Annotated in this window: 21 protein-coding genes and 1 other annotated feature; of the genes, 18 read left to right on the plus strand and 3 right to left on the minus strand. The window is 46.3% G+C overall.

The window, feature by feature from the left end; all coding sequences use genetic code 11:
• Positions 1 to 2 precede the first annotated feature (2 nt).
• Positions 3 to 536, plus strand: a complete 534-nt coding sequence (locus tag U1I11_RS08550; RefSeq protein ID WP_322905637.1) for a cell wall elongation regulator TseB-like domain-containing protein — start codon at positions 3 to 5, stop codon at positions 534 to 536.
• 224 nt (positions 537 to 760) lie between these two features.
• On the opposite strand, the gene U1I11_RS08555 is transcribed toward U1I11_RS08550, so the two are convergent.
• From U1I11_RS08555 to U1I11_RS08565, 3 genes are all read right to left on the minus strand, one after another.
• A complete protein-coding gene (locus tag U1I11_RS08555) occupies positions 761 to 2,323 on the minus strand; it encodes a 2-isopropylmalate synthase (RefSeq protein WP_322905639.1) in 1,563 nt (520 codons plus the stop codon).
• A gap of 500 nt (positions 2,324 to 2,823) precedes the next feature.
• Positions 2,824 to 3,054: a binding site (T-box leader), on the minus strand.
• A gap of 302 nt (positions 3,055 to 3,356) precedes the next feature.
• A complete protein-coding gene (locus tag U1I11_RS08560; RefSeq protein ID WP_322905641.1) occupies positions 3,357 to 5,048 on the minus strand; it encodes a methyl-accepting chemotaxis protein in 1,692 nt (563 codons plus the stop codon).
• A gap of 36 nt (positions 5,049 to 5,084) precedes the next feature.
• Entirely contained in the window at positions 5,085 to 6,071 is a 987-nt protein-coding gene (locus U1I11_RS08565; RefSeq protein WP_322905643.1) for a substrate-binding domain-containing protein, read from the minus strand.
• A 690-nt stretch (positions 6,072 to 6,761) separates the two neighbouring features.
• Between U1I11_RS08565 and U1I11_RS08570 the strand changes: the two genes are divergently transcribed.
• From U1I11_RS08570 to U1I11_RS08650, 17 genes are all read left to right on the plus strand, one after another.
• Positions 6,762 to 7,289 carry a hypothetical protein gene (locus tag U1I11_RS08570; protein ID WP_322905645.1) on the plus strand — a complete coding sequence of 176 codons (528 nt, stop codon included), beginning with the start codon at positions 6,762 to 6,764 and terminating at the stop codon, positions 7,287 to 7,289.
• On the plus strand, positions 7,289 to 8,791 hold the full coding sequence (locus U1I11_RS08575; RefSeq protein ID WP_322905647.1) for an AAA family ATPase: 1,503 nt from the start codon (positions 7,289 to 7,291) through the stop codon (positions 8,789 to 8,791). Before U1I11_RS08570 ends, U1I11_RS08575 begins: the two co-directional genes overlap by 1 nt.
• Positions 8,792 to 9,058: 267 nt before the next feature.
• Positions 9,059 to 9,931 carry a 3-hydroxyacyl-CoA dehydrogenase family protein gene (locus tag U1I11_RS08580; protein ID WP_322905649.1) on the plus strand — a complete coding sequence of 291 codons (873 nt, stop codon included), beginning with the start codon at positions 9,059 to 9,061 and terminating at the stop codon, positions 9,929 to 9,931.
• Entirely contained in the window at positions 9,928 to 11,127 is a 1,200-nt protein-coding gene (locus U1I11_RS08585; RefSeq protein ID WP_322905651.1) for an acetate/propionate family kinase, read from the plus strand. The genes U1I11_RS08580 and U1I11_RS08585 overlap by 4 nt, the downstream gene beginning before the upstream one ends.
• Before the next feature lie 38 nt (positions 11,128 to 11,165).
• Entirely contained in the window at positions 11,166 to 12,458 is a 1,293-nt protein-coding gene (gene asnS / locus U1I11_RS08590; RefSeq protein ID WP_322905653.1) for an asparagine--tRNA ligase, read from the plus strand.
• 289 nt (positions 12,459 to 12,747) lie between these two features.
• Positions 12,748 to 13,443, plus strand: coding sequence for a DnaD domain-containing protein (locus tag U1I11_RS08595; protein ID WP_322905655.1), 696 nt, complete (start codon positions 12,748 to 12,750; stop codon positions 13,441 to 13,443).
• 530 nt (positions 13,444 to 13,973) lie between these two features.
• Positions 13,974 to 14,534, plus strand: a complete 561-nt coding sequence (locus U1I11_RS08600; RefSeq protein ID WP_322905657.1) for a flavodoxin family protein — start codon at positions 13,974 to 13,976, stop codon at positions 14,532 to 14,534.
• Positions 14,531 to 14,710: a lysine biosynthesis protein LysW gene (locus U1I11_RS08605; protein ID WP_322905658.1), complete on the plus strand. Its 180-nt coding sequence runs from the start codon at positions 14,531 to 14,533 to the stop codon at positions 14,708 to 14,710. The genes U1I11_RS08600 and U1I11_RS08605 overlap by 4 nt, the downstream gene beginning before the upstream one ends.
• On the plus strand, positions 14,710 to 15,630 hold the full coding sequence (locus U1I11_RS08610; protein ID WP_322905659.1) for an ATP-grasp domain-containing protein: 921 nt from the start codon (positions 14,710 to 14,712) through the stop codon (positions 15,628 to 15,630). Before U1I11_RS08605 ends, U1I11_RS08610 begins: the two co-directional genes overlap by 1 nt.
• Entirely contained in the window at positions 15,596 to 16,261 is a 666-nt protein-coding gene (locus U1I11_RS08615; protein WP_322905756.1) for a degT/DnrJ/EryC1/StrS aminotransferase, read from the plus strand. Before U1I11_RS08610 ends, U1I11_RS08615 begins: the two co-directional genes overlap by 35 nt.
• Complete coding sequence (locus U1I11_RS08620) at positions 16,251 to 17,570, plus strand: DegT/DnrJ/EryC1/StrS aminotransferase family protein (RefSeq protein WP_322905660.1); 1,320 nt, start codon at positions 16,251 to 16,253, stop codon at positions 17,568 to 17,570. Before U1I11_RS08615 ends, U1I11_RS08620 begins: the two co-directional genes overlap by 11 nt.
• A complete protein-coding gene (gene argC / locus U1I11_RS08625; RefSeq protein ID WP_322905661.1) occupies positions 17,567 to 18,604 on the plus strand; it encodes an N-acetyl-gamma-glutamyl-phosphate reductase in 1,038 nt (345 codons plus the stop codon). The genes U1I11_RS08620 and argC overlap by 4 nt, the downstream gene beginning before the upstream one ends.
• Complete coding sequence (locus U1I11_RS08630; RefSeq protein WP_322905662.1) at positions 18,595 to 20,481, plus strand: M20/M25/M40 family metallo-hydrolase; 1,887 nt, start codon at positions 18,595 to 18,597, stop codon at positions 20,479 to 20,481. The genes argC and U1I11_RS08630 overlap by 10 nt, the downstream gene beginning before the upstream one ends.
• Positions 20,453 to 21,232 (plus strand): 1-deoxy-D-xylulose-5-phosphate synthase N-terminal domain-containing protein, encoded by a 780-nt coding sequence (locus tag U1I11_RS08635; RefSeq protein ID WP_322905663.1) that lies wholly within the window; start codon positions 20,453 to 20,455, stop codon positions 21,230 to 21,232. Before U1I11_RS08630 ends, U1I11_RS08635 begins: the two co-directional genes overlap by 29 nt.
• Positions 21,229 to 22,167, plus strand: a complete 939-nt coding sequence (locus tag U1I11_RS08640; RefSeq protein ID WP_322905664.1) for a transketolase family protein — start codon at positions 21,229 to 21,231, stop codon at positions 22,165 to 22,167. The genes U1I11_RS08635 and U1I11_RS08640 overlap by 4 nt, the downstream gene beginning before the upstream one ends.
• Positions 22,149 to 23,393 (plus strand): MFS transporter, encoded by a 1,245-nt coding sequence (locus tag U1I11_RS08645; RefSeq protein WP_322905665.1) that lies wholly within the window; start codon positions 22,149 to 22,151, stop codon positions 23,391 to 23,393. Before U1I11_RS08640 ends, U1I11_RS08645 begins: the two co-directional genes overlap by 19 nt.
• Positions 23,375 to 24,616, plus strand: a complete 1,242-nt coding sequence (locus tag U1I11_RS08650) for an ATP-grasp domain-containing protein (protein WP_322905666.1) — start codon at positions 23,375 to 23,377, stop codon at positions 24,614 to 24,616. The genes U1I11_RS08645 and U1I11_RS08650 overlap by 19 nt, the downstream gene beginning before the upstream one ends.
• Positions 24,617 to 25,669 lie beyond the last annotated feature (1,053 nt).

The raw sequence follows: 25,669 nt of genomic DNA on the forward strand, positions 1-25,669 counted from the left end.
TCTTGCGAAATTTGGGAACAGGCAAATGGATCGCGATTATGATTACGATCCTGGGGCTAATCATTCTTGGTGTAAACCAGTTCTATATTCATGTAATGGCAAAGCCGTGGAGCCAGGAGCAAATGGCATTGGAAATTGCCCAGCAAAATGCTAAGCTGACAGCGGTCACACATAGCTACAAGTCGGTTTGGAATGACACTTCCATTTATTGGGTCATTCAAGGCAATACCGCACAAAATCAAAATGTTATGGTATGGGTTAAATTTAATCCTGACGGCACGCCCGCCAAAGGCACAAATGCTGTACATGTGGAGTCGACAGCGGGTACGATTACCGAGCAGCAAACCGCAACATTGCTACAAAAAGATTTGCCCGGCGCAGAAGTCATACGCGCTGTACCTGGCTCGTATAACGGTAAATATGCCTGGCAAGTATTTGCCAAGTCAGGCGATCATTATTATTATGTATTTTACAATTTCCGTGATGGCAGCAAGCTTGGCGGCCCGATGCAATTGCCGAATACGCTCACTCCATAATGGACAAGTGAAAACATTTCAAACAACATCAAAACATCCGACTCAGGCAAGCGATCATTCGCTTCTTGGTCGGATGTTTTTGTGTGTGTAAACTTCAGCGCATCAATCATATGAAATAAACGATTTAAGTTCGCTCATTGTAAACAAGAGTAGTAGCTTGTCTTAAGTACATGTACAGGTTGTCGATCTAACTATCTGCATAACAATCGACACATAACAACCGATTATGAATGGCTAGCTGTACTTGCTGTTGTCGCTGCTTCTGTCGTGGCGAGTAGCACCGCATTGATACCGTTCAAAAATGCGAGTGCACTCGCTTTAATAATATCGGTGTCCATCGCCCGACCTGTATACAGCTGCCCGTCATGTTGGAGCTGGATATGCACGCGCCCGATCGCTTCTTTGCCGCTGGAAATGCTGTTAATTTTGTAATGTTTCAGCTTTGCTTCGACTCCAGTGAGCGCAAAGATCGCGCTGTACAGCGCATCGATCGGTCCATCACCGATGGCGCTGCCGGTATGAATGACACCGCTCTTTTTGAGTTGTACGGTCGCTGTTGGTTGCAAGCCGCCGCTAATGACTTGAAAATGATCCAATTCATACAGTGGCGAGACGATCTGCTGCGCATCTTTTGTATCACTCAGCAAAAAGAACAGATCATGATCATACACCTCTTTTTTACGATCTGCCAGTTCCAGAAAACGGACAAACCATTGTTCCAATTGCTCCGGTTCAGCAGCGGTATAACCAAGCCGTGCCATCGCATTTTTAAACGCATGTCGTCCAGAGCGTGCGGTCAGCACCAGTTCCATCTCACCGGCACCAACCTGATCCGGCGACATAATTTCGTATACATTTTTGTCTTTGAGCAGTCCGTCTTGATGAATGCCGGACGAATGGGCAAATGCATTTTCGCCGGTAATCGCTTTGTTCACTTGTACATCCAGCCCGGTCAGATGAGTGAGTAAGCGTGAAGCGTTCATAATTTCTTCGGTACGGATATTCGTGCTGCATTGGTAGCGTTCCTCGCGTACTTTGAGCGCCATCACGACTTCTTCGAGCGATGTATTGCCCGCTCGCTCACCGAGTCCATTGATCGTACACTCCACCTTTTGTGCACCGGCGCGGATTGCGCTCAGCGTATTAGCGGTAGCAAGACCGAGATCGTTGTGACAGTGCACGCTTAGTATGACGCGCTCATCCAAATTTTTCAGCCGCTCATTCAGTTTGGCAATCAGCTGACCAAATTCCTCTGGCTCCGCATAACCGACCGTATCCGGCACATTAATGATCGTTGCGCCAGCGCGCACGACCGCTTCAATCGTTTGCCACAAATATTCAAATTCCGAGCGTGATGCATCTTCGGTGGAATATTGTACATCCGGCAGCAGTGTACGTGCATAACGCACCGCATCGACACCCATTTGCATTACAGCGTCACGGGAACGGTTAAACTTTTTCTCTACATGCACATTGGACGTGCCGAGCACGATATGAATAAACGGATGCTGGGCATCGCGAATACTTTCGTAGACGGAATCGATATCCCCTTTGACTGCACGCGCCAGCGCTGTAATCGATATGTTTTGCCCGGCTGTCCGAGCGATTTGCTGTACGGCTTCAAAGTCGCCGCGTGACGAGGCAGGGAAACCGGCTTCGATCATATCGACTTGCAACCGCTCCAGTTGCTTGGCAAATGTCAGCTTTTGCTGCAAATTCATCCGTGCTCCAGGCACCTGTTCACCATCGCGTAACGTCGTATCCAGTACAATAATATTTCGGCTCATTCCATAGTCCTCCCAGTTTCATGTAGTTGACATTTATACGCTTCAATCCGAAAATATCGTCTGCTTGTGTTGCCCTATTCGCGACTCGTCAGCCGTTGCAAAAGGCAAGAGCAGGGGACAAGTAAGCTAAAAAAACATAGTCCATCCACACAGCAGGCTCACATTATTTGTAAGCGAACGAATGAGTGTGAGGCGTGTTTAGCATGATCGCCTGTTGCCCTTAATAGTTAATAGCAGTTATAGAAGTTAGGTTAACGGTACGGCAGTAGGATGAACATTCATCGATGTATCAACCGTTCTGTGTTCATGGATTGTATATTCATCGTTGCGGACAGAAATTACCGTATTCCATATGAGAGCATAAGCTATAGCTGCCAGCATTATGTGCTTATGATTGCTGATTATGTTTCGTTCTTGGTGCAAGGCAGATCGATTGCCCCTATATATCAAGCGAGCCTGTTCACATCCGGAATATGAACAGCAAAAAGCCCCGTCTCTATAATAGAGACGGGGCATTACCCGCGGTACCACTCTACTTAAACGCCAGTGATGGCGCTTCAGCTCTTTCGATGGCAATCACCATCTATCCCGGTAACGGGGGAAACCGGCTCACCCTACATATCAGGCGGCTGCTCATAGACCAGTTCGGAATGATTTCACTACCGCTTCTCACCAACCAGCGGCTCTCTGCAAAGCTCCTCATTCGTACTTCTTCTACTCATTGCATTTGTATCGATTGTATATTCATTCATTTGTTTGTAAAAGATTGGATTTACTATAGCATAGCTTTTTGCGATGATGCAAGCGTTATTTTACAAGCAGCATCGTAAAGTAGCGATAAGTATGCAGCTATGCAGGAGCGGCTGCATATGTTCCAATCCGCTTCACGTTGAATGCTAACAGCGATTGTTACGTTTCATATTCCGTTCTAAATTCAGTGCTCCATGACCGTAACAAATCCAAAACATCAGTTGCACTATTAATGATGTTTTGGATTGAATTGGCAAATGGGAATGATAAAGGATGCCCCTTGTTAATTCAACTCAAAGCGGGAAACCGCGTGTTGCAGCTTTTCCGCCATATGATGCAAGGTGGAGGTGTGGGCGGCATTTTGCTCCAAAAAGGCAAGCTGTTCTTCAGCGGCAGCGCTCACACTTTCCGCACCAGAGGCGATATTGCCAGTAGTGGAAGAAATGTATTCCATCGATTGCACAACATTGCGGGAGCTGCCATTCAAATGCTGAAGCGCTTCTGTTACGCTGCCGATCTGTCCTGTCGTATGATCGGTCAGCTCTTTGATAGAGTGGAAGCGATCATTGACCGATTCCGCCGCCGCTGTACTTTGCTGCACATCTTCCACCATAGCAAGTACGGATTGACCCGCTTTGCTAGTTTCTGCCTGAATAGCTTGTACAAGCTGGCGAATGCGTACTGCCGATTCGTCCGTTTCAGTGGACAGCTTGCGAATTTCGGAGGTGACGACGGCAAACCTGCGCCTATGCTCGCCTGCACGAGCAGCTTCAATCGCTGCATTTAGTGATAGCAGATTCGTCTGCGTGGCGATCGAGGAAATGGCATTGTTCATGTCTTCAATTTCTTCCGAACGTTTGCCTAGCGTACGGATGACTTGTTTCATTTGAGCCATCCGTGCTTGAATCGCTCCCATCTGTGCCATAACCCGCTGAATTTCCTGCTCGCCTTTTAGCGATTCGGTCTGTGCCTGAATAGAGATATCCCGCGCTTGTTGGCTGCTCGTATCAATCTGATCGATATTGGAGCTAATATCATAGATAGATTTGAGTCCATCTTCGACGGTCGCTACCTGGGTGCCGGTATTGCTGGATAGCTCATACATAATGCCGGTAACATGCTCCGCCGCTTTGCTCGTCTCGGATGTGCCGCTCGCCACTTCGCTTGAGATCGTGATGACCTGCTCGGCATTGCCGTTAATTTCCTGCACAAGTTCACGCAAATTATTTTTCATTAGATTGAACGATTCGGCAAGTTGACCGATCTCGTCCTGTTGTTTGATGTTCACATCCGCCATATTCAGCTTGCCGTTAGCGATTTGATTGGCATTGCCTGACAGCAGTTGCAGCGGCTTGGAAATGAGGCGAGATACGACTATACCAATTACAATCGCCAGTATCAGATTGATTATAGTTACGATCAGCGCCGTCATCCGTGCTTGCAAAATCGTCGCCTCGGTACTATGACGCGCTGTTGTCATTAACGCATCCTGTTCATCCGAAAATTGCTGTGCGAATTTAACGATCATACCGCCCATCGGAATTAGACTTGTTTTAATGTCCATATAAGCATTTTTTAACTGGGTAGGGTTCATTTCAAGCAAACGCTCAGAACCGGATTTATAGTACTCGTTCATTTGCAGCAAATAATCGATTTGTTGTATGCTTTGCGCTTCGGTCACTTTCGATTTCATACTGTTGAGCAGTTTCTCTGTTTGAGTGTTGGCAGTCAATAGCTCGGAGCCATAATAGGAGTCAAAATTGAGCATATACGTTAGCAGATGCAAATTTTGCATAGTTGCATAAAATTTCAAATTGTCGGCTTCCGATTTCAACACCGCATATCGATCCAAAATATTGTCGGTCGATCGATGAATTTTATTGAGCGAATAGATATAAATAACGCCAGCGCTACCGGCAATAAATGCAATTAACAAGAAAGAAGTGAGCAGTTTTTTTAAAATCGTCCATTTCATAAACAAGGCTCCTTTGGCTGTGGTCATAATGTGCATTTATTTCCATTTGGCAATATATTGTTCCATATTGTCACGAGTGACGAGTTCATACGGAATCATAATTTGCTTCTGGACGCTTTTTCCTTGTGAAGCCATCAAAGCAGTCTGAATCGCAGCAGCGCCTTGCTCTGGCGCATTTTGGAATACCGTCACCTGCAAGCGTCCAGCTTGCATAAATTCCAATGCATCCATCGTGGCATCTACGCCGGCGAAAATCATATCTTTATCTTTATGGGCAAGCTGTGCGGCGAGCATGGCACCGATAATCATCTCGTCATTGTTGGCGACGACCGCTTGGATCGTTTTGCCTGAAGCAAGCCATTTGTGCATAAGTGTCATACCTTGGGTACGATTGTCATACGCGGCATCTTCCACCACGATGTGCATATCCGGATAGTTGGCGATGACGTGTTTGTTGCCTTCAGTGCGCTTAACTTGCATATCACTGCCTACGACACCTTCTATAATCGCCACATTGCCTTTGTCGTGGAGCAGTTTAGCGACAGCTTCCATCTGCATCGTACCGGCTGTAAGCGCATCGGAACCGATATACGAAGTCGCCTTGTCTACTTCTGGATAGTAGTGGTTTACGACGATGATCGGAATGTTCGCCTCATTCGCCAGCTTGATAGAGCCTGCCGCGCTCGCTGCATCGCTTGGAATGATTACGATCGTACGCATGCCGTCCTTGATCATATTAGCGACCTGTTGAATTTGCAGTTGGCTGTTGTTAGCAGCATCGACATATGTTGCTTTGATGTTATTTTTGGCAGCGGTCACTTTCATACCTTGTACGATATAGCTGGCAAATTTATTGTTCATATCAAAAATGGACACCCCAATTTGGCTGCTCGTATCGCGAGATGATGCTGTTGTCGCATTGCTTGCAGCTGTGTCGGTGACAGCTGTAGTAGCTGACGTGCAGGCGCTAAGCAGTAGCGAGCACAAGCTGACAAGCATGATTATAAAACGTCTCATAGTCATAACGATATCCTCCATTCATCTAATCAAACGGTGATGCTAAAATGTTTATCTTCCATCTCGTATACACAATCTAGTTGTAATATGTATGCAACGAGCATGTCGATATCTCGTTGCTACATCACCGCTGCGAAACTTGCAACCTATGCAGCAAAAACGGTACGATGATAAGAAATACTTAATGATCTGTAAGCGTGACTGCTTGTAACGGCAACAATTTACGAACATTACACAAAATTTTAAGCTTTGCTTTCCCCCTCACAGCAACAAATTGAAAACGATCCGAACGTAAATGTGAACTTCAAGCGATTGCCGTATTGTTACGAACATGCGAATTACCGCTAATAAATACAATTATCGACCAATTTAGTAACTTAGTTTATAGACAAGTGTCATAAAACGACAAAAAGCCCCGAAAACCTTTAGCATGCGTAGTCCTAAAGGAGGGGGTCAACAAATGGTATAGCGTTATAAGCTTTATTTTACGAATCGTAAACGTTCATAGAGTTGCCTTAGAATCGGTATATTTCGTATGGTATACTATAATTATATGTAAATGATATTAAAAAAATTTGAATAACACAAAAAAACCTGTCGCTTTTTGCTTATCGAAAGGTCGTTGCCAGCCGAAATAAATGTATAACCTTTGACGCTTACATCATGTCGTATGCATACATTTAAAGGAGGACGTTTATGAAGCTCCGGGCTTTGCCTATTATTATTACCGTCATCGTGTCGATTGCAGTGTTGTTCGGGGGATTTTTCACTTATCGTCAGCTTACGCTCTACAAGCCGCTGATGAATATGGTGACCGCGTATCCCGGTGTCAATTCTGCTCAAATAACCATTAACCAGAAAGAGATCGATTTGAAACTCGATCTGAAACCAAATGCAGATTTAGGTTCGATTATGGAACAATTCAGCAAACAAAGTACACCGCTTATCGGCACACGCCAAGTGAAATTGGAAGTGGTCGATCATTCGGATCAGCAGTTAAATAACATTTGGGAAAATGCGATGTTTCCTGTTTCGCAAGCGATGGCAAATCGCCAGTACACCGATATTCCAAAAACGATGGAGCGTATTGCCGGTGCCAACAGCGGTATATCTGCCAAAGCACAGATGGATGACCGTAATGTATACGTATCGATCAGTAATGGGAAGGCGAGCAAATTTCTCATTTTGCCGCTGAGTGCCCAAGCTACGGGAGGGAATGCCTAATGCCAAAATGGACTAAAGAGATCGTCGTCGGATTCGTCCCTGTGTTGCTTGTTTTTCTCGCTTTTCTCGGTTATAACATCGTACCGCTCGTATTGCTCGTTGCGGTGATCGGTGGATTGGTATTATTTATGCAAATGCGTAATGGACTGACCGTAGGTGCTGGTCAAGAGCGCAACCGCAAAAAAAATGGTCCAACCAAGCTAACGTTTGAGCAAATCGGTGGTCAAGACAACGCCAAACGCGAACTGCGCGAAGCGCTCGACTTTCTCGTTCGCCATGATGAAATTAATAAATTCGGCATCCGCCCGCTCAAAGGTATTTTGCTGACAGGTCCTCCGGGAACCGGCAAAACGCTCATGGCAAAAGCGGCGGCTCATTATACAAACTCCGTTTTTGTGAGCGCATCCGGCAGTGAATTTGTGGAAATGTACGTCGGTGTCGGTGCAGGCAGAATCCGCGATCTGTTCAAAGATGCACGTACCCGTGCTGCACGTGAAAACAAACAAAGCGCGATCATTTTTATCGACGAGATCGATGTGATCGGCGGCAAACGTGAAGGCGGACAACAGCGTGAATATGACCAGACGCTCAACCAGTTGCTAACCGAGATGGACGGCATTTACAGCAATGAAGCGCCGCGCATTCTCATTATTGCGGCAACGAATCGCAAAGAAATGCTCGATAGCGCACTGCTGCGTCCAGGTCGGTTTGACCGTCATATTCAGGTCGATCTGCCTGACAAAAAAGGTCGTAAGCATATTCTCGAACTGCATGCTGCCAACAAGCCGATTGCAGACGATGCGAATTTGGATAAGCTAGCTGAAGAAGCGTACGGCTTCTCCGGTGCACAGCTAGAAAGCGTCATGAATGAAGCGGCGATCTATGCGATGCGGCAAAATGAACAGACGATCTCGCAGCGTCATATGTCAATGGCGATCGATAAAGTGATGATGGGCGAGAAAACCGACCGTGAATCCAGTGCTGAGGAGAAAAAACGGGTGGCGATTCATGAGCTTGGACACGCGATTATGGCGGAAGTTGTTCGCCCTGGCAGTGTCGGACAAGTTGCGCTTAGCCCGCGCGGTCAAGCGCTCGGTTATGTGCGTCACAATCCGCAGCAGGAACAGTATTTATATACAAAGCCATTTTTAGAGCAGCAGTTAATGATTACGCTGGCGGGTTCGGTGGCGGAAGAAATGTATTACGAAGGCCGCAGCACCGGCTCGCGCGGCGACTTTGATCAAGCGCTCAACATCGTGCAAAATATGGTCGAGGCAGGGTTGACCGGGCTTGGTATCGTCACCGTCAATATGGTGCCAAAGGAACTGTTGATGAAAGAAAGCAATGCGATTTTGGAGGAGCTGGGCGGGCGCACACGTAAGCTGCTCGAAGATCGTCGTCACATTTTTGTCGATTCACTCGATATTTTACTGCGTGAAGAAGTGTTGTCTGGCGATCAATTCCGCGAACAGTTCAAGAAAAGTTCAAATGTACCGGCTTAATTCACAAAGCCGGTACTTTTTTTTTACTTTTCGGCTGTGCTACGGTATTATTAGATGTTGGAGATTATATAGAAGCCCGGCATTTTTCATTCGTTGTTTTCGCGCATCCTGCGCTCGTACTTACAGTCGTTCATGACGTTTGTGCGAGTCGGTTTTGCTTTAATACAGCTTGAGAAGAATTAATGAAGATGTAAGGGCAGCATGGTATACGGCTTAGCAAGTCACATGCGTGCCATACCATAATATTGGAAGGGTGGAGTAGGAAACATGGATTTTAAAAAAGTCGGCGTCATCGGCGGCGGTACGATGGGTCAAGGGATCGCAGAGATGCTTGCCAAAAAAGGGATCGAAGTATTGCTGGTGGAAAAAACGCCAGAGAAGCTCGATAACGCCTGGAATATGATCGAAATGAGTTTGGACAAACAAATGGAAAAATGGGCGCTGACCCAGGCGGAGAAAAAGCTAATTCTCGGCAAAATCCAAAAAGTGACTCATTTCGCTGAACTCGGTTCATGTGAACTCGTGATCGAGTCGATCAGTGAAGATTCTGAAGCGAAAAAAGAAGTGTTCGCACAGTTGGATCAAGTGTGCTCTAGCAAAGTCATTCTCGCCAGCAACACATCGACGCTCAGCTTGACCGAGCTGGCAAGTTCGACTAAATATCCGGAGCGTGTAATCGGTTTGCATTTCATCTATCCGGTATCGAAAATCGATCTGGTGGAAATTATTCGCGGTCTGCGTACATCGGACGATACGTTTGAGCAAACAAAGCAATTTGTGGAAGAAACGGTCGAAAAAAGAGGGATTACCGTTTACGAATCCCCAGGTTTCGTAACAAGCCGCATCATCTGCCTGCTGATCAATGAGGCGTTGCATGTGCTTGAAGAAGGCGTAGCTTCCGCCGCAGATATCGACGACGCGATGCGTGTCGGTTACCAGTTCCAATACGGCCCACTGGAAATGGCAGACCGTTTCGGTTTGGACTCGGTTAATGCGGCATTGGAACGGATGTTCCGCGAGTATGGCGAGCTGAAATATCGCCCGGCGATCATTTTGAAAAAGATGGTTCGTGCAGGCAGTCTCGGCGTCAAAACAGGCGAAGGCTTCTTCAAGTATGACAAGGATGGTGACCGGATATGAAAGTGCTCGTAATCAACTCAGGTAGTTCCTCGCTGAAATATCAGCTGTACGATATGACCGATGAATCGGTACTGGCTAAAGGTTTGGTCGAGCGGATCGGTATGGATTCTTCCATTTTGACCCATAAGCCGACAGGCAAAGATGAAGTGACTGAAGTGAGCGAAATTTTGGAGCATAACACCGCGATTCGCAAAGTGATCGAAAAGCTGACTGACAGCGTGCATGGCGTTGTAGACAGCGTAAATGAGATCAATGCAGTCGGACACCGCGTCGTACACGGCGGTGAGTTTTTTAAAGAGTCCAGCATCGTGGACGACCAAGCGAAAAAGAATATTCGCGCACTGATCGATCTAGCTCCATTGCACAACCCGGCGGCAATTATGGGTATTAACGCCTCTGAAACGAATATGCCTGGCGTACCACAGGTCGTTGTATTTGATACAGCGTTCCACCAGACGATGCCAGAGCGTTCCTATTTGTATGCGATCCCGCGCGTACTTTACAACAAATATAAAGTGCGTCGTTACGGTTTCCACGGCACGTCTCATTATTATGTGAGCCAGGCGGCAGCCGATTTCCTCGCTCAGCCGATCGAAGACTTGAAAATCATTACCGCACATATCGGTAATGGCGGTAGTCTAACAGCTATTCAAGGCGGCGTATCGGTCGATACGTCGATGGGCATGACTCCACTTGAAGGTTTGATGATGGGCACACGCAGCGGCGATTTGGACCCGGCGATCGTACCTTATGTGATGAACAAAGAAGAACTGACCGTTAGCGAAGTCAACTCGATGCTGAACAAACATAGCGGCTTGCTGGCAATTTCAGGCATTAGCAGCGATATGCGCGAAATTACAGATGGTCTTGAAAAAGGCGATTCCCACGCGAAACTTGCCTTCGAAATGTACGAATATCGGTTGCGCAAATATATCGGTTCCTACGCGGCAGCGATGAACGGTGTTGACGTACTTGTGTTTACGGCAGGGGTGGGGGAAAATTCCGCTGTTGTTCGTAAAGCAGTATGCGACAATTTAAGCTATCTTGGCGTGGAGATCGACGAGGAGCTGAACAAAATCCGTTCTGGCGATGCACGCCGTATTTCTACACCAAATTCCAAAGTTGAAGTGCTGGTCGTGCCTACGAATGAGGAGCTAGTCATCGCTCGCGATACGTACAAGCTCATCAACAAGTAAGCACGGCAGCAACGCATAGACAAGGAGAGAATATAGCAATGTCGACTAAAACCGTGATTAAACAAGTCAATGAACATGTTGGCGCATCGGTAACGATTGGAGCTTGGATCAACAACAAACGCTCCAGCGGTAAAATTCAATTTTTGCAATTGCGCGATGGAACAGGCTATATCCAGGGCGTTGTCGTTAAAAGTGAAGTGCCAGAGAGCGTCTGGAATGATGCGAAAAGTCTCACCCAGGAAAGCTCACTGTACGTAACCGGCGTCATTCGTGAAGAACCACGCAGTAAATCCGGCTACGAAATGACCGTCACTGGCATCGAAGTGATTCATGTGACATCCGACTATCCGATTACGCCCAAAGAGCATGGCGTCGATTTCCTGATGGATCATCGTCATCTGTGGCTGCGTTCGACTAGACAGCGCGCGGTCATGGTTATTCGTGCGGAAATTATCCGTGCGGTACAGGAATTTTTCAATACAAACGGTTTTACCAAAGTAGACCCGCCGATTTTGACACCGTCTGCGGCAGAGGATACAACCGAGCTGTTCCATATTAAATATTTTGACGAAGATGCGTATTTGACACAAAGTGGACAGCTGTACATGGAAGCAGCAGCGATGGCACTTGGTAAAGTATATTCGTTCGGTCCTACATTCCGTGCCGAAAAATCGAAAACCCGTCGTCACTTGATCGAATTTTGGATGATCGAGCCGGAGATGGCATTTACAAACCATGAAGAAAGTTTGGAAGTGCAGGAGCAATTCGTGTCCCATGTCGTGCAATCGGTACTGAAAAACTGCCGTGCCGAACTGGAAACGCTAGAGCGCGATGTGACCAAACTGGAAAACATTCAAGGCTCATTCCCACGTATTACGTATGACGAAGCGATTGAGTTCCTGAAAGGCAAAGGTTTTGATATTCCGTGGGGCGATGACTTTGGTGCACCACATGAAACGGCAATCGCGGAAGCGTACGACAAACCGGTCTTTATTACGCATTATCCGAAAGATATTAAAGCATTCTATATGAAACCCGATCCAAATCGTCCGGAAGTAGTGTTATGTGCGGATATGATCGCACCGGAAGGATATGGCGAAATTATCGGCGGTTCCCAACGGATCGATGACCCAGAACTGATGGCAGAACGCTTCCAGGAGCATAATCTGGGCGAAGCGTATCAATGGTATATGGATTTGCGTACGTACGGTACGGTTCCACATTCCGGTTTTGGTCTCGGTCTCGAGCGTACGGTCGCATGGATTTGCGGTCTTGATCATGTGCGTGAAACGATCGCTTTCCCACGTATGTTGTACCGTTTATATCCGTAAGCGATGATGCTCGTATAGCTAGAATAGACAAAAGAAGGTTGAACCGACTGATAAGCATGGTAATATAGAAGCACGAGCAACAAAAGCTGTACATCGGAATGAACGGATGTCATTCCATGTACAGTGTATAGGCTGGTGAGTATCGTTCTGGCAAAGGAACGTGCAATGTACAGGGCACAGATGGCTCGTTCATCGTGCCCTGTCATTTTTGCTTATTCATCTTGCGCTTGCTGTGTAGGATGAACAGGTGGTTTCGTTTCCTTCGGGAAACATGGAAAGGTTGATGAATATGGGTGGAGAACAATGGCAATCATGGGCACAAGGTGCCGCATATGCAATGGGCATGCAGACGGCGAATATTCCGTATGCATTGCTGAAGTATTATCAAGCGATTGATTTGGACGATGCGGAAGCGATGCTGCTGTTGCAGTTGCTATCTTTTCGCCAGATCGAACATAATGAATTTCCGACATTGGAAGAACTGGAATGGCGTACTGGTGCCGCGCCAGCAATGATCGCTGCTCGCATTCAAAAGCTGATGAAAGCCGGTTTTATCGCAATTGAAGATGAACAAGACCCGTTAACCGGTGTACGTTATGAACGTTATGATTTGAGCGGTTTGTATGCAAAGCTCGGTACAGTGCTTGCGTCTGAGCAGCAGGAGCGGACGACGGTCGTGCGCAAAGCCGAAGAAGCAGCGCAAACGCAAGTCGCCAAAGAAGCGGATCAACAGCGCAATCTGTTTATTATTTTTGAAAAAGAATTTGCACGTCCATTGTCACCGATGGAATGCGAAACGATCTCCGGTTGGCTTGATCAAGATCGTTATCCAGAGGAACTAATCTTAATGGCGTTAAAAGAATCGGTATTCGCCGGTAAGCTTCATTTCCGTTATATCGATCGTATTTTGTTAGAATGGAACCGTAATCGTATTCGCACCGCAGATGATGTGCGTGCGTATACACAGAAGTTTCGGCAGCGCTAAATTAGCATATGTATGGCGAGCGATCATTTGAAGAAAATAAAGGCTATTTTCCGTTAGCTGCGGAAAATAGCCTTTTTGTTATGCGTAAGTGTCACCATAAGTTCGGAAAGCCGAACGTCCATAGCCGCAACGATGGAGCTATTTGCTATACATAAGCGCCGTCGCTTTCGCACATAACAGACAAAATATAGCGGTGAAATCAAGTTGCTTTTTTAAGTATAGAATATTTTGGAGAAAAGCGTATTTTGATAGAAGAAAAAATATCATTTACAAATTTACATATAAATCGACAAAAAAATTAAGCGGCATTTTGGTAGCTATGTTGTTATAAGATAGTATAAATGTATTGTTAAACGAATTTTGGCAGTGTATTTATATTGTGTTCAAAAAGACAAAAAGTAAAATATGTTAATAGTTTACAAAGTTTAAATCGAGTAATATACTGTGATTAGTCAGGAATAGGACACAATCTTAACGACTTGGCAGGTTAGTTAATAGCAGTTCATTCAGATTCAATATGGAGGTGAACCATGAGCTTTTTACATCTTAATGGCAGTGCCAGGGAAGATGGCAATACGGCAATATTAGCACGCCAATTGTTAGCCGGACTGGATTATACCGAGGTTGCGCTACGTCATCATCGGATCGAGTGGATTGACGATAAGCGGCATGACCCGGAAGGGTTCCGTCCGCGGCAGGATGATTATGAACAGGTGCTCACATCATTTTTGGAAGCAGACTATGTTGTGTTTAGCTCGCCAGTGTACTGGTATGGACTATCCGCGCAGTTAAAAGTTTTTATCGATCGCTGGTCAGAGTCATTGCGGATTGTGCCGGATTTTAAACAACGAGTGCAAAACAAAAAGATTTTCCTCGTGCTTGTCGGTGGCGATGATCCACAGCGTAAAGCGCAGCCGATCGTACAACAATTTCAATATATTGCGGAATTTTTGGAACTGGAATGGCAAGGGCATTTAATCGGGTTAGGCAATAAGCCTGGTGATATTTGGCAGGATTCGATTGCACTGGAACAAGCAGCACAACTTAATAAACAATTAAAACAAGTGGAAGTGGAGGAGCGGATACAATGAATACAATTGCAGTAAAGTGCTTGACTTGCGGGGCAGAGGTGGCGCTAGATCAACAGACGGTAACCGGTGAAATTGTCGAATGCCAGGAATGCGGACAAGAGCATGAGTTTCAATGGCTTAACGGGCAGCCCAATCTTGTGTTTGCTCCGGAAGTCGAAGAAGATTGGGGTGAATAATGTCCAATTTGTATGCACAGACAAAATTGCTGTTTTGTGTAACCAAGTTGCGTGAGGAAGAACGCCGCATTTATGATTATTTGCTGCAAGCAGGCATCGCCATAGATGTGTGCACCGATAATATGCAGCTGGAGCTTGCCGATATTCGTCAATATGAGCTGGCACTGATCCGTTGTATGTCTCAAAGCAAAGCGTTGGAGCGTGCGCAATATATCGAGCTTGCTGGCGTGCGCACGCTCAACAATTATGAATCGATTCGTATGTGTACGAATAAGGCATTTCAGGCGCTTCTGTTTGAGCGTCATCGCATCGCACAGCCGGCATTTGAAATTGCTTTTACACTGGATAAGCTGTACGAATATTTGGAACGTTTTAACGGTACATTTGTCATTAAGCCAGTTAGCTCATCATGGGGTAGAGGTGTAACATTGATTAATGACCGGTTGACACTTCATGCATGGATTGCTGCTCGTGAATCGATCGATCCGCAAGGCAAAGCATTACCTGTGCTTGTGCAGCAGTATATTGATAAGTCCAATTACGATATTCGGGTGGTGATTGTTGGGGACGAACCGATCGTTGCTTTTAAACGCATTTCGCATGATAGCTGGTTAACGAATACGCATCTCGGTGCCGACATCGAGCCGATTGCCCTCAATAAACCGATCCAAGAAATTACAAAACAACTAATTGATGCGATTGGAAAAGGTGTTTATGGACTTGATCTGTTTTACGATCATACCGATCATCGCTACAAAGTATGTGAGGTGAACCAAAACCCGGAGTTTGCCAAATCATGGCTTGTTCATCATGTCGATGTAGCGCAGGCGATTGCCGAGCTATGTGTAAATAGCATCAATACTGGAACAGGAAGGAATGTGAGTGATGTCGTTAACGAACATACCGGAATTACCATCTAAAGTATCGCGCAAAGATTATTTTTCGATCTCATTTGTGCTGGCGCGTGTATTAAATAGCGGTATCATTATGAGCATCGAAAAAAACGAGAAAGAATTAAAAGGTTTGGAAGCGACACTGTCCAAATTGTCCCGTAAAACGTATGTAAATTTGTACAACAGCTTCACAGGCGCCATTCATGGCGCACTGTGGGGACAAGACATCGTATACGGTAGCCAAACATCGCTGCACGCTGCGGCGACCGAACAGGAACGGCGGTTTGTCGATTGGCTCGGTATTCGTACGATCAACGGTATACATCATCCGTATACGGTGATCGAAATCGATTGGAACAATTTACAGCAGCTCGATCGATTGTTGCAACAACACAGTCAGGAACATGTCATTATCGTTAATTTTACCGGTTTATCGTTTGGACCTGTGGCGGCACTGCTCACGAATGATGAGACGCTATACAAAAAATCAGAACGATTAAAAATATTCGGCGCCTTTGATTTGCGTACGATGTGGACACAAACGGAACAAGAGCTGGATATTCAGCCAGGAGTGCAATTTAATTATCGCTTAAGCCCGTTAGTCGGAGCATGTGTAAAATTGGCATTGTTACGGAGGGATAAACAGCATGAAGACTGATTTTAATCTGAATGTATTGGAATTGCCACAGGAGCGATGGGCAAATGAGCAGCTGGCGATCGAAGGTGGCAGAGCAGTACTAGCTCCAGCCGGACGCAAAACGTTGTTTCCGAATATTACGAAGGAAGATGTACTGCAAATGATGATTTCGATTCAGAAGCAGCCGGACGAAGTCATTGCCGAATTTACCGAGCAGTATCGACAATATGTCGGTGCCAATTATGCGATTGCCACTGCCAGCGGCACATCGAGTTTGCATTTGGCGCTTGTCGGTGCAGGGGTACAACCAGGCGATGAAGTCATTGTACCTGCATTTACATTTATCGCGACCGCGCAAGCGGTAGTCGCTGCCAAAGCGATCCCGATCTTTGTCGATATCGATCCGGATACATATTGCTTAAATGTGGACGAGATCGAACGGCGGATCACATCGCGCACCAAAGCAATTATGCCGGTTCATGTGCACGGTTTGCCTGCCAATATACCGGCGATCCGGCAACTGTGCGAGCACTATCAATTAAAATTGGTTGAAGATGCGTCTCATGCTCATTCCGCTTCGATCGATGGACAGCTATGCGGTTCGCTAGGTGATACCGCCGGGCAAAGTTTAATGGCAGACAAAAACTTTCCGGTCGGCGGGGAAGGTGGAATTGCTTTTTTTAAACATGAAGCGGATTATGTACGTGCACAGCGGTTTTTGCAAACTTCTGGCATTGATTATACGATCTCCTGGATTGCCGCGGCGTTTGGGATTAGTCAGTTACAGCGCTTGCCTTATTATGATGCGATCCGGCAGCGTAATGCACATCATTTGATCGATACATTGCAGTCGACGACATTGTTTCGCGGTCCATTCATTCCGGACGGGTATACGCATAGCTTTAATATGTTTCGGATTCAGCTTCAGGTCGAACTGCCGCAATTTGCCGGGATTCCCCCTTATCAAGTGAAAGAGGCGATTCAAACGATTTTGATGGAGGAGGGGGTATTTGCACGTGAATGGCAAAATGTACCGATTCCTGGACATTTGCCGTTTATCAATCAGAAAGGCTTTGGTAACCAGTATCCGTTTCATTTATATGAAGGGGAACAATTGCCATACGGACTGGAACACTTTCCGCACACACTGCATATGCTCAATACGACGCTCGCCATTTGCCGGGAATTGCGCTCACCTGTTGAATACGAAAAGCTGCTGACGTATGAACTCGCTTTTAAAAAGCTTGATCAGCATATTGATCAAATTGCCCACTATGCCCGTCAGTTGCACAGCCAGCCACCTTATGAGCGGGATGCACGGCTCGGATGAGTGAATACAGAGTCGGCATACTGGGCGGAAATGGATTTGTTGGCGGCGAGCTGTATCGGTTGTTGAGCGCACATCCGCAGTTTCGCGTTGAATTTGTTTCGTCCGAATCGAAGGCAGGCACAGCGGTTGAGAAGATGCATAAAGCTTTTTTGTATCGCAAAGTGAATCCGAAACTGACGTATGCGAAGCTAAGCGAGTTGGATGGGCAGTATGATTGCATTTTTTCCGCATTGCCGACCGGCGTGTTGCCACAGCATTTGGCGCATGTGCTGCAACATACAGAGCGTATTTTTAATGTAAGTGGTGATTATAGATTTACGGATAACAATGTATTGGAGCGATATTATCCCAAGTCATTAGCAACGATCACCCAGGCGAACAGTCATTATTTTATTCCGGAACTATCGGAGGTGAATGCTAAGGCGACAGTCGTTAATTTGCCGGGCTGTATGGCAGTTGCGTCCATTTATGCGATATATCCGTTAGTGCTGCATTCGTTAATTGAAGGACATGTATTTATCGATGCCAAAACCGGTTCTAGCGGTGCAGGCAAAAGCAGTAGTGAAACCCATGCCGATCGTGTGAACAATTTCAGATTGCATAAAGGATTTGAGCATCGACATGTGCCGGAAATCGCGCGGATTGCGCATACATACAGCTCCGACGCGCTAGATGTTTCGTTTGCTGCTTTTAGTTTGGACATTGCGCGGGGGATTTTTGTGAGCGCCTATTCGGTATTGAAGCAAGGTGTCGAAGAAAGCGATGTGAAAAAAGCTTTTTTTCAAGCGTATCGTGCCAAACCGTTTATTCGCTATTCCGGTCATGCTGCGCCCGGCCCGATGCTTAAAACGGTGCATGGTACCAATTATGCAGAAGTTGGCTTTGTCGTCCAAGAGGGCAAATGTCTCAGTCTAGTTGCGATCGATAATTTGCTCAAAGGGGCGGCAGGGCAGGCGATTCAGGCAGCCAACATATATTATGGCATTCCGGAAACGACCGGTTTGATAACTGAACATGAGGGGATATGGCCGTGATAAACAATTTGTATGTGATCAAGTTGGGCAGCAGCACGATCGTAAACAACCCGACGATCTTTGCCGAAATAGCCGCATTGTCCGGTCGTGGTGCCAAAATTTTGCTTGTCGGCGGTGGTGCAGAAGCGATTGAGCAAAAGTTTGCTGAGCTGAATGAGCCGCTTAAATTTTTGGAATTGGAAAATGGGGATCAAGCGCGTTATTGCCCACCAGCCGATATGAGCAAAATTATGCAGGCATATGAAGATTACATTTTGGCTCCGATTCGCCAGGCGCTGCAAGGATATGGCTTATCGGTATTTGCGCAAGTTGCCGGTACTCATGGCTGGGTACAAGGCAAACAAGGCAAACCGCTTAAAGTTCGCAAAGACGGCAAAAAGCTGATCGTGCGCGATTCGTTATATGGCAGTTATACAACGACTCGCCATGAGCTGCTGCTGCAATTGTTGCAAGCGTATGATGTCGTATGTGTGACACCGCCGATCTATGATGAGTCGATCGCCCAATATATTAATATCGATGCCGATATGCTGGCTGCGCATCTGGCGGTGGCTACTAGGGCGAGTCATATGCGCTTTGTGACCGGAACGGCAGGTGTATTGCGTGATGTGAACGATGCAGGTTCGACGATTGCCGATATTTATCCGCAGCAGGAGCAGATTGGCGTATCTGGACGAATGAAGCAAAAGCTGCGCGCTGCCGAGCTGGTGTTGGCACAAGGGGTAGCGGATATTGCGATTACCGGGCCGCATACGCTGCATGGAACAGGCAAAACATGGTTTTGGCGCGGAATCGATGTGCCGGAAGATATGCAGTTGCTGCATCAAGCGATTAGCATTGCGTCCGTATCTGGCGATGAAAAGGTGCTGGCTGAATTTTTGCGCGATCGTGTACGCTCAGAGCAGATTGCGACAACGATCGATGCCGCTGGCAATATCGTGTGCAGTAAAGGAGAAGGAGCACATACATTGCTGCTGCTTGGGCATATGGATACCGTTCCTTACTTATGGCGGAGTACAGCCGATGCGACCCAACTGGCAGGGCGTGGAAGTGTCGATGCCAAAGGCAGTTTGATCAATTTTATCGAGGTGTTGAAAAAGTTGGATGTGCCCCCGCAATTTCGAGTGTTAGTCATCGGAGCGGTGGAGGAAGAAATATCTTCGTCTGCTGGCGCCTTTTATGTGCGTGATCATGTGCAGGCAGACGCTGTCATTATCGGTGAGCCAAGTGGCACAACTCATCTGACGCTCGGTTATTACGGTTTGTTCAAGCTACAGCTGGACGTGCGGCAAAAGCAACAGCATTCCGCTGGCAAAGACAGCATCAGTCCGATCGATCGTATCTATCAATTGGCTGCCCAGCTACGTCAGCAGATGACGGCGTATGATCCGGATCATGTATCCGCTCTAATTGAGCTTCATTCCGGTATCGATGGCGGCGATCACTACGCTTCAGCGGTTCTGAATTTTCGCATATCCCCACAGGCAAAACCGGGGTATCACGAAGCGCTTGCCGAACTGGAGTCACCGCATAGTCGCATCACCATTTTGCGTCATACACCGGGTTACCAAAATTCCCGGCGCGACGAGCTGGTCAAATCATTTGTGCGTGGAGCAAGTACCGTACTGCCGGATCGATTGATATTGCAAATGAAAAAAGGTACTAGCGATATGAACACACTGGCAACGACGTGGACGACGATTCCGATGGTCGCTTACGGTCCCGGTGATGCGAGCCTTGATCATACGGATGCAGAATATGTGGACGTGGATGAAGTGCGTTTAAGCCGTCAGGTGTTGTTAAACAGCATTCAAACTTGGTTCTCGCTCACAAGTAAGGAGGAAGTGTATGCTCTCAACAGTGAACAAGTTACATGAACAGACGATCCAGGCGCGTAAACTTATTATCGATATGGCGGCAACGGAAGTCGGTTGTCATATCGGTGGCAGTCTGTCGGTGATCGATGTACTGCTGACTAGCTTTGCGCTGTACGGTGGTGATGAGCGCAACCGCATTATTTTAAGTAAAGGGCATGCCGCCGCTGCATTATACAGTACATTGTACGTGCTCGGCTGGTTACACGACAATCCGGCAGACAGCTATGGGCAAAAGGATTCGCTGTTTACCGGTCATCCGAATCATCTGTTGCCACAGATTCCATTTGCAACCGGCAGTCTCGGTCATGGCACTGCCTACGGAGCAGGCTGGGCATTGTCACAGCGGCTGCGCGGTGAGCAAGGACGAAGTATTGTAATTAGCGGGGACGGCGAGTTGCAGGAGGGCAGTTGCTGGGAAGCGCTGCAAGTGATCGCTGCCAAACAGCTCCATTCCTTTACTCAAATTGTCGATTATAATGGCGGGCAAAATGATGGGCTTGTGCAGGACATTTCCCCGCTGCCCCGGCTAGCGGATCGGTTTAGCGCATTCGGGTTTGACGTGCGCGAGATTGATGGTCATGACCTCCAGCAAATTAGCGCTGCCCTAGAAATTCGCACAGATCGTCCGCTAGCGATTATTGCACATACGATCAAAGGGAAAGGTATTAAAGCGATGGAAGGCAATCCGGCTGCCCATTATGCCAAAATTAGCCGTGCGCAAGCGTACAAATGGAAGGAGGCGCTAGCATGACACTGTCGGGACGAGACGCATACAAGGACGAATTAACACAACTCGCCCAGACTGATACGCAGATCGTGGCGCTGGAAGCGGATTTGGGCGGCAAAAAGCATCCGTTTCAGCAGCGATTTCCAGATCGTTTTTTCAATTTGGGCATTGCTGAGATGACGGCGGTTGATGTGTGTGCTGGTTTGGCGGAAGGAGGATTTAAACCGTTTTTCTCCACCTTTGCGCCATTTGTTGCCTTGCGTTGTGCAGAGCATCTCAAGCTGGCACTTGGTTATATGCGCAAAAATATTACGATCGTCAGTTGTTATGGCGGCGTATCTGGCGGTTGGTTTGGTACGACCCATCATGCGCTGGAAGATATCGGTGTCCTGCAAACATTTGAAAATATTCGTATTGCTTGTCCGCATGGAGAGGAGGAAACACGCCGTGTCATCCGTGAAGCGGCAGCTTCACCAGAGCCTTATTATATTCGCCTATCTCGCAACGATACGTTCGATAGTCTTCCTGCACTGGCGGAAGGCGATGAGCTGATCGTCGATAGCAACTGGAACGACGATGCACCGATTGCGCTCGTCTCGATCGGTGAACAGGCAACCGAAATGGCGATCCGCCTCAAACAGCAACAGCCGGAATGGAATCATGTGCATCTATGTTATGTGGACAAACAAGCATTGATTGCTAATTTGCAACGCATTGAACAGAGTGGGCAACATATTATCGTAGTGGAAGAACATCGTCGTGCTGGTAGTGTTGGCTCTTATTTAAGCTTGCTGCTGCCACACAAACAGGTGTATGCCTTTACGCCGAATGAGCAATGGCCCAAATATGGTGGCAGTCATCACGATGTGCTTGACTATTTGGGCTTTACGGAACAGCGACTGTACCAGTTTATTCACGATATTCGGAAAGGAAGTTTGTTATGTTCTTATCCGTACTGAAAAATGCGCAGTTTCGTAACTTCCTTATTTCCGATGTGATTTCCGGCTTTGGTGTTGGGATGGCGACGATCGGGGCAAACTGGTACGTCATGACCGAAACCGGCTCCAATCAATATGTTGGCTTTTTGCTGACGTTTAATGTGCTATCCGGTTTTCTCGTTTCACCGCTTGCCGGTATGATTACCGATCGATTTGATCGTAAAAAGGTCATTTTGTGGACGTATGTACTGCGAGCCGTTTTGCTGGCATTGCTGGCGGTACTGTTTATAGTACGGGGATTCAGCATTCCGCTTATGTACGGGTTTGCGGTCATTAACGGAATCGGCTGGACGATTTATATGGCAGCTTCACGCAGTTTGGTGCAGGAGATTTTGCCGGAAAAAGTGCTGGCGAATGGTAATTCGTTTATTGAAATCAGTTTGCAAGTGGGCATGTTTTCGGCGGGTGCGTTGTCCGGTATCATTTATAAGTTTTATGGGTTCGAAGTTATTTTGCTCATTAATATTACTGTGTTTTTAGTGAGCAGCGCTGTTTTGGCAGCGGTTCGGTATCCGTCGATTGTCCATGCCCCAACTGAAGGAAAGCAGGATAGCTTTTGGCAAAGCTTTCGCGCCGGTTTCACATTTTTGCGGCAACGGCAAACGCTGTTCTGGCTCGGGGTCATCTCGATTGTACCGCTAGCGGTAACGATGTTATACAATGTCGTACTGCCAGCCTATGTCAATATCACCTTGCAGAGCAGCAGTATCGTATTTGGGTTAGCGGATATGTTTTACGGTATTGGTGGGTTAGTATCGGGCTTTCTCGTCTCGTTGCTGATTGGTAATTTGTCTAATAAGCAACTGGTGTATTTATTTTTTACGATCGCGGTCGTCAATTTATTCGCTCTGTATGCGAATCCGTATGTATGGTTAGTATATGTTGGCAGCTTGTTGCTCGGGCTTTGCAATTCTTCATTGCGAATTGTGATGAATACACTATTGATGGAAAATGTGCAGAAGGCGTTTATGGGGCGCGCGATGGCGGTTTGGACTGGATTGTCGCTGCTCATTCAGGCAGGTGGTTCGTCCGGTATCGGTTTGATCATTGACCGTTTTGGCGCAAGTTATGGATTTTTGATTATGAGTGTAATGATGGCAATCGGGTTGATCGGTTTTGTGGCGCTTGCGGAACGTATTCATAGTTTGACGAAGAAGGAGACGACAAGATGGCAAACAAACGAATAATTTTTGTGGAACCGAGCTTTTATGGCGTTAACTTTGTCAAAGAAGCAAAAGCGCTCGGTTGCGAAGCGGTTGTGATCGTTTCGTCCAAAGACAATCCGGCATTGTACGGATATGAAGGTTGGTATGATGATCTGCTAGTTGCGGATATTCGGGATGCGGAATCGATTTATACAGCGATTAAAAATAGCCCGTATGATGGACAATTTCAAGCGCTTATTCCAGCGACCGATTACGCTTCTGCCGTCACTGCGGAAGTGGGGGAACGGCTTGGCATTCATGGTACATCGGCGGAAGCGGCGCTAAATGCGCGTAACAAAGATCGGGCAAGACAAGTATTTGCACAGCAAAATGTGCCAAGTGCCCAATTTGCTGTCGTCAGCGAGCTGGAGGAAGCGCTAGCGGCGGCAGCACGGATCGGTTATCCGGTTGTACTCAAACCGACAAATGCCGCTAGCAGCCAGGGTGTATATTTTGTGGACAATGAACAGGTGTTACAGCAAGCGTTTGCCGAGCTGCGTCAATTTAAAACGACGTATATGGATTTTAAAGTGCGTGAGGAGTATTTGATTGAAGAATATTTGACCGGACCCGAGTTTAGTGTGGAAATTTTTCTCGATCAGGGGGAGGTGGCGTTTGCGGAAATTACCGAGAAGCATACGTCCGATCTACCTTATTTTGTTGAAACATTGCATGTATTTCCGTCATCTATTTATCAGGAACAGCGTGACGAGATCATCGACGTTGCCCGGCAGGCAGTGCTGGCGCTCGGTATTCGTAATGGTCCTGCCCATGTCGAACTGAAATATACCGAAACAGGTGCGAAAATTATTGAAGTGAACGGTCGTCCGGGCGGCGACAATATTACGTCTGATTTGATCATTCATGCGTACGGCATTAATATTTTTCGCGAAACGATCCGCAAATATTTGTCCGAACCACTCGATATTCAAAAACAAAAAGTGCACGCTTCCGCCATCGGTTATGTGCTAGCTCATCGCAAAGGAACGGTGCAGTCGATTAACGGACTGGAACATTTGCACAATCATCAGCAAGTGAAACGGTATCATATTGGAGCGGAGCCAGGCACAACCGTCGATATTGCCCGTAGCTCGGATGATCGGCTTGGTTATGTAATCGTTGAAGCCGATACACCTGCTGCCGCTAGAGAGCAAGTCACCGAGCTGTTGTCCCGTATTGAAATTCGTTATGCCGAATCATCGTAAATGGAGCACAATGGGCAAGGGATACACAGCGGGAAGGTGTATCCCTTATTTTATGTACAACGTTAACTATGAAGTCGATTATGACACGATAGCCTACATGACAACTAACCTTATCAAGCAAAATGATCCAATCCGTATTTAACAAAATGATCCAATCGAACGATTTTACGTCAATATAAGGTCGCTCATAAATTGATCGAGCAGCCAGTTTTGTTTCGATCATCTACCTTTTGTCCCAGAGCTGATGGAGTGATTAGCGCAAAATATTGAAATAGACAGCACGAACTGAACTTGAAAATAACATTATTTTAAAAAAAATAAAAAAATATGACGTACAATCCGCTCGTTTTTATTACTAAAATATACAATTAATATAATAAAAAGGATATCATACAAAAGTGAATAAAAATCCGAATATAGTGCATAATATACAGCGTAGAGGCTAGCACTATTCGATATTAATAAAATGACATATCGTAAACAAATGATCGAAATTTCCGGCAATGAGAGCAAGCAATCACTTTTCATGTCAGGTTTACGAAAAAGGTAATTTAGTTTAAAAATTGTACAACAATAGACAAAATGATCGTCCAAAGCAGACGACCGGATGGTAGATGAGCAGTTTAAAAAAACAAACGATCCAGTTATATAGCAAATAAATAGCTATGCTAATTATTATACTAAAGGTCGATTAGTGGTCGCATAGCTATCAAGTAACGTATCGTTAACCGAGCAGCTGGAAAAATAATGATTATATTAAGCCTATTTGGAATCATAAAAATGCTTCTTTTTATGAAATTATGTCAGTATATATTACATAAATAACAGTTGTTTCAAAATTGTGAACCAAAATAGTTTATGTGCTGAAATGTAAACGAATTGTGAAAAAATATGCATTTTATTTCAAAAAAGTTTGAAGCGTATGTAAAATGTAAGCGTTATATTTAATTGTTATATATTTCCAAATAACAAAAATAACCGCATTTCTATGTGTCCGCAGTTATTTCGATAGGCTTGCAATTTATTTGAAATAGGAGTAAAGTAACTTTTGCC

It is taken from the genome of Paenibacillus campi (assembly GCF_034659835.1).
Lineage (GTDB): Bacteria > Bacillota > Bacilli > Paenibacillales > Paenibacillaceae > Saccharibacillus > Saccharibacillus campi.

Bases quoted from the DNA above. Each gene is read 5' to 3' on its own strand.
- U1I11_RS08610 (WP_322905659.1), top strand. From the start codon at position 14,710: ATGTCCAATTTGTATGCACAGACAAAATTGCTGTTTTGTGTAACCAAG.
- U1I11_RS08615 (WP_322905756.1), top strand. From the start codon at position 15,596: ATGTCGTTAACGAACATACCGGAATTACCATCTAAAGTATCGCGCAAA.
- U1I11_RS08575 (WP_322905647.1), top strand. From the start codon at position 7,289: ATGCCAAAATGGACTAAAGAGATCGTCGTCGGATTCGTCCCTGTGTTG.
- U1I11_RS08595 (WP_322905655.1), top strand. From the start codon at position 12,748: ATGGGTGGAGAACAATGGCAATCATGGGCACAAGGTGCCGCATATGCA.
- U1I11_RS08555 (WP_322905639.1), bottom strand. From the start codon at position 2,323: ATGAGCCGAAATATTATTGTACTGGATACGACGTTACGCGATGGTGAA.
- U1I11_RS08620 (WP_322905660.1), top strand. From the start codon at position 16,251: ATGAAGACTGATTTTAATCTGAATGTATTGGAATTGCCACAGGAGCGA.
- U1I11_RS08640 (WP_322905664.1), top strand. From the start codon at position 21,229: ATGACACTGTCGGGACGAGACGCATACAAGGACGAATTAACACAACTC.
- U1I11_RS08565 (WP_322905643.1), bottom strand. From the start codon at position 6,071: ATGACTATGAGACGTTTTATAATCATGCTTGTCAGCTTGTGCTCGCTA.
- asnS (WP_322905653.1), top strand. From the start codon at position 11,166: ATGTCGACTAAAACCGTGATTAAACAAGTCAATGAACATGTTGGCGCA.
- U1I11_RS08630 (WP_322905662.1), top strand. From the start codon at position 18,595: ATGGCCGTGATAAACAATTTGTATGTGATCAAGTTGGGCAGCAGCACG.
- U1I11_RS08580 (WP_322905649.1), top strand. From the start codon at position 9,059: ATGGATTTTAAAAAAGTCGGCGTCATCGGCGGCGGTACGATGGGTCAA.
- U1I11_RS08645 (WP_322905665.1), top strand. From the start codon at position 22,149: ATGTTCTTATCCGTACTGAAAAATGCGCAGTTTCGTAACTTCCTTATT.
- U1I11_RS08585 (WP_322905651.1), top strand. From the start codon at position 9,928: ATGAAAGTGCTCGTAATCAACTCAGGTAGTTCCTCGCTGAAATATCAG.
- U1I11_RS08600 (WP_322905657.1), top strand. From the start codon at position 13,974: ATGAGCTTTTTACATCTTAATGGCAGTGCCAGGGAAGATGGCAATACG.
- U1I11_RS08605 (WP_322905658.1), top strand. From the start codon at position 14,531: ATGAATACAATTGCAGTAAAGTGCTTGACTTGCGGGGCAGAGGTGGCG.
- U1I11_RS08570 (WP_322905645.1), top strand. From the start codon at position 6,762: ATGAAGCTCCGGGCTTTGCCTATTATTATTACCGTCATCGTGTCGATT.
- U1I11_RS08560 (WP_322905641.1), bottom strand. From the start codon at position 5,048: ATGAAATGGACGATTTTAAAAAAACTGCTCACTTCTTTCTTGTTAATT.
- U1I11_RS08650 (WP_322905666.1), top strand. From the start codon at position 23,375: ATGGCAAACAAACGAATAATTTTTGTGGAACCGAGCTTTTATGGCGTT.
- argC (WP_322905661.1), top strand. From the start codon at position 17,567: ATGAGTGAATACAGAGTCGGCATACTGGGCGGAAATGGATTTGTTGGC.
- U1I11_RS08635 (WP_322905663.1), top strand. From the start codon at position 20,453: ATGCTCTCAACAGTGAACAAGTTACATGAACAGACGATCCAGGCGCGT.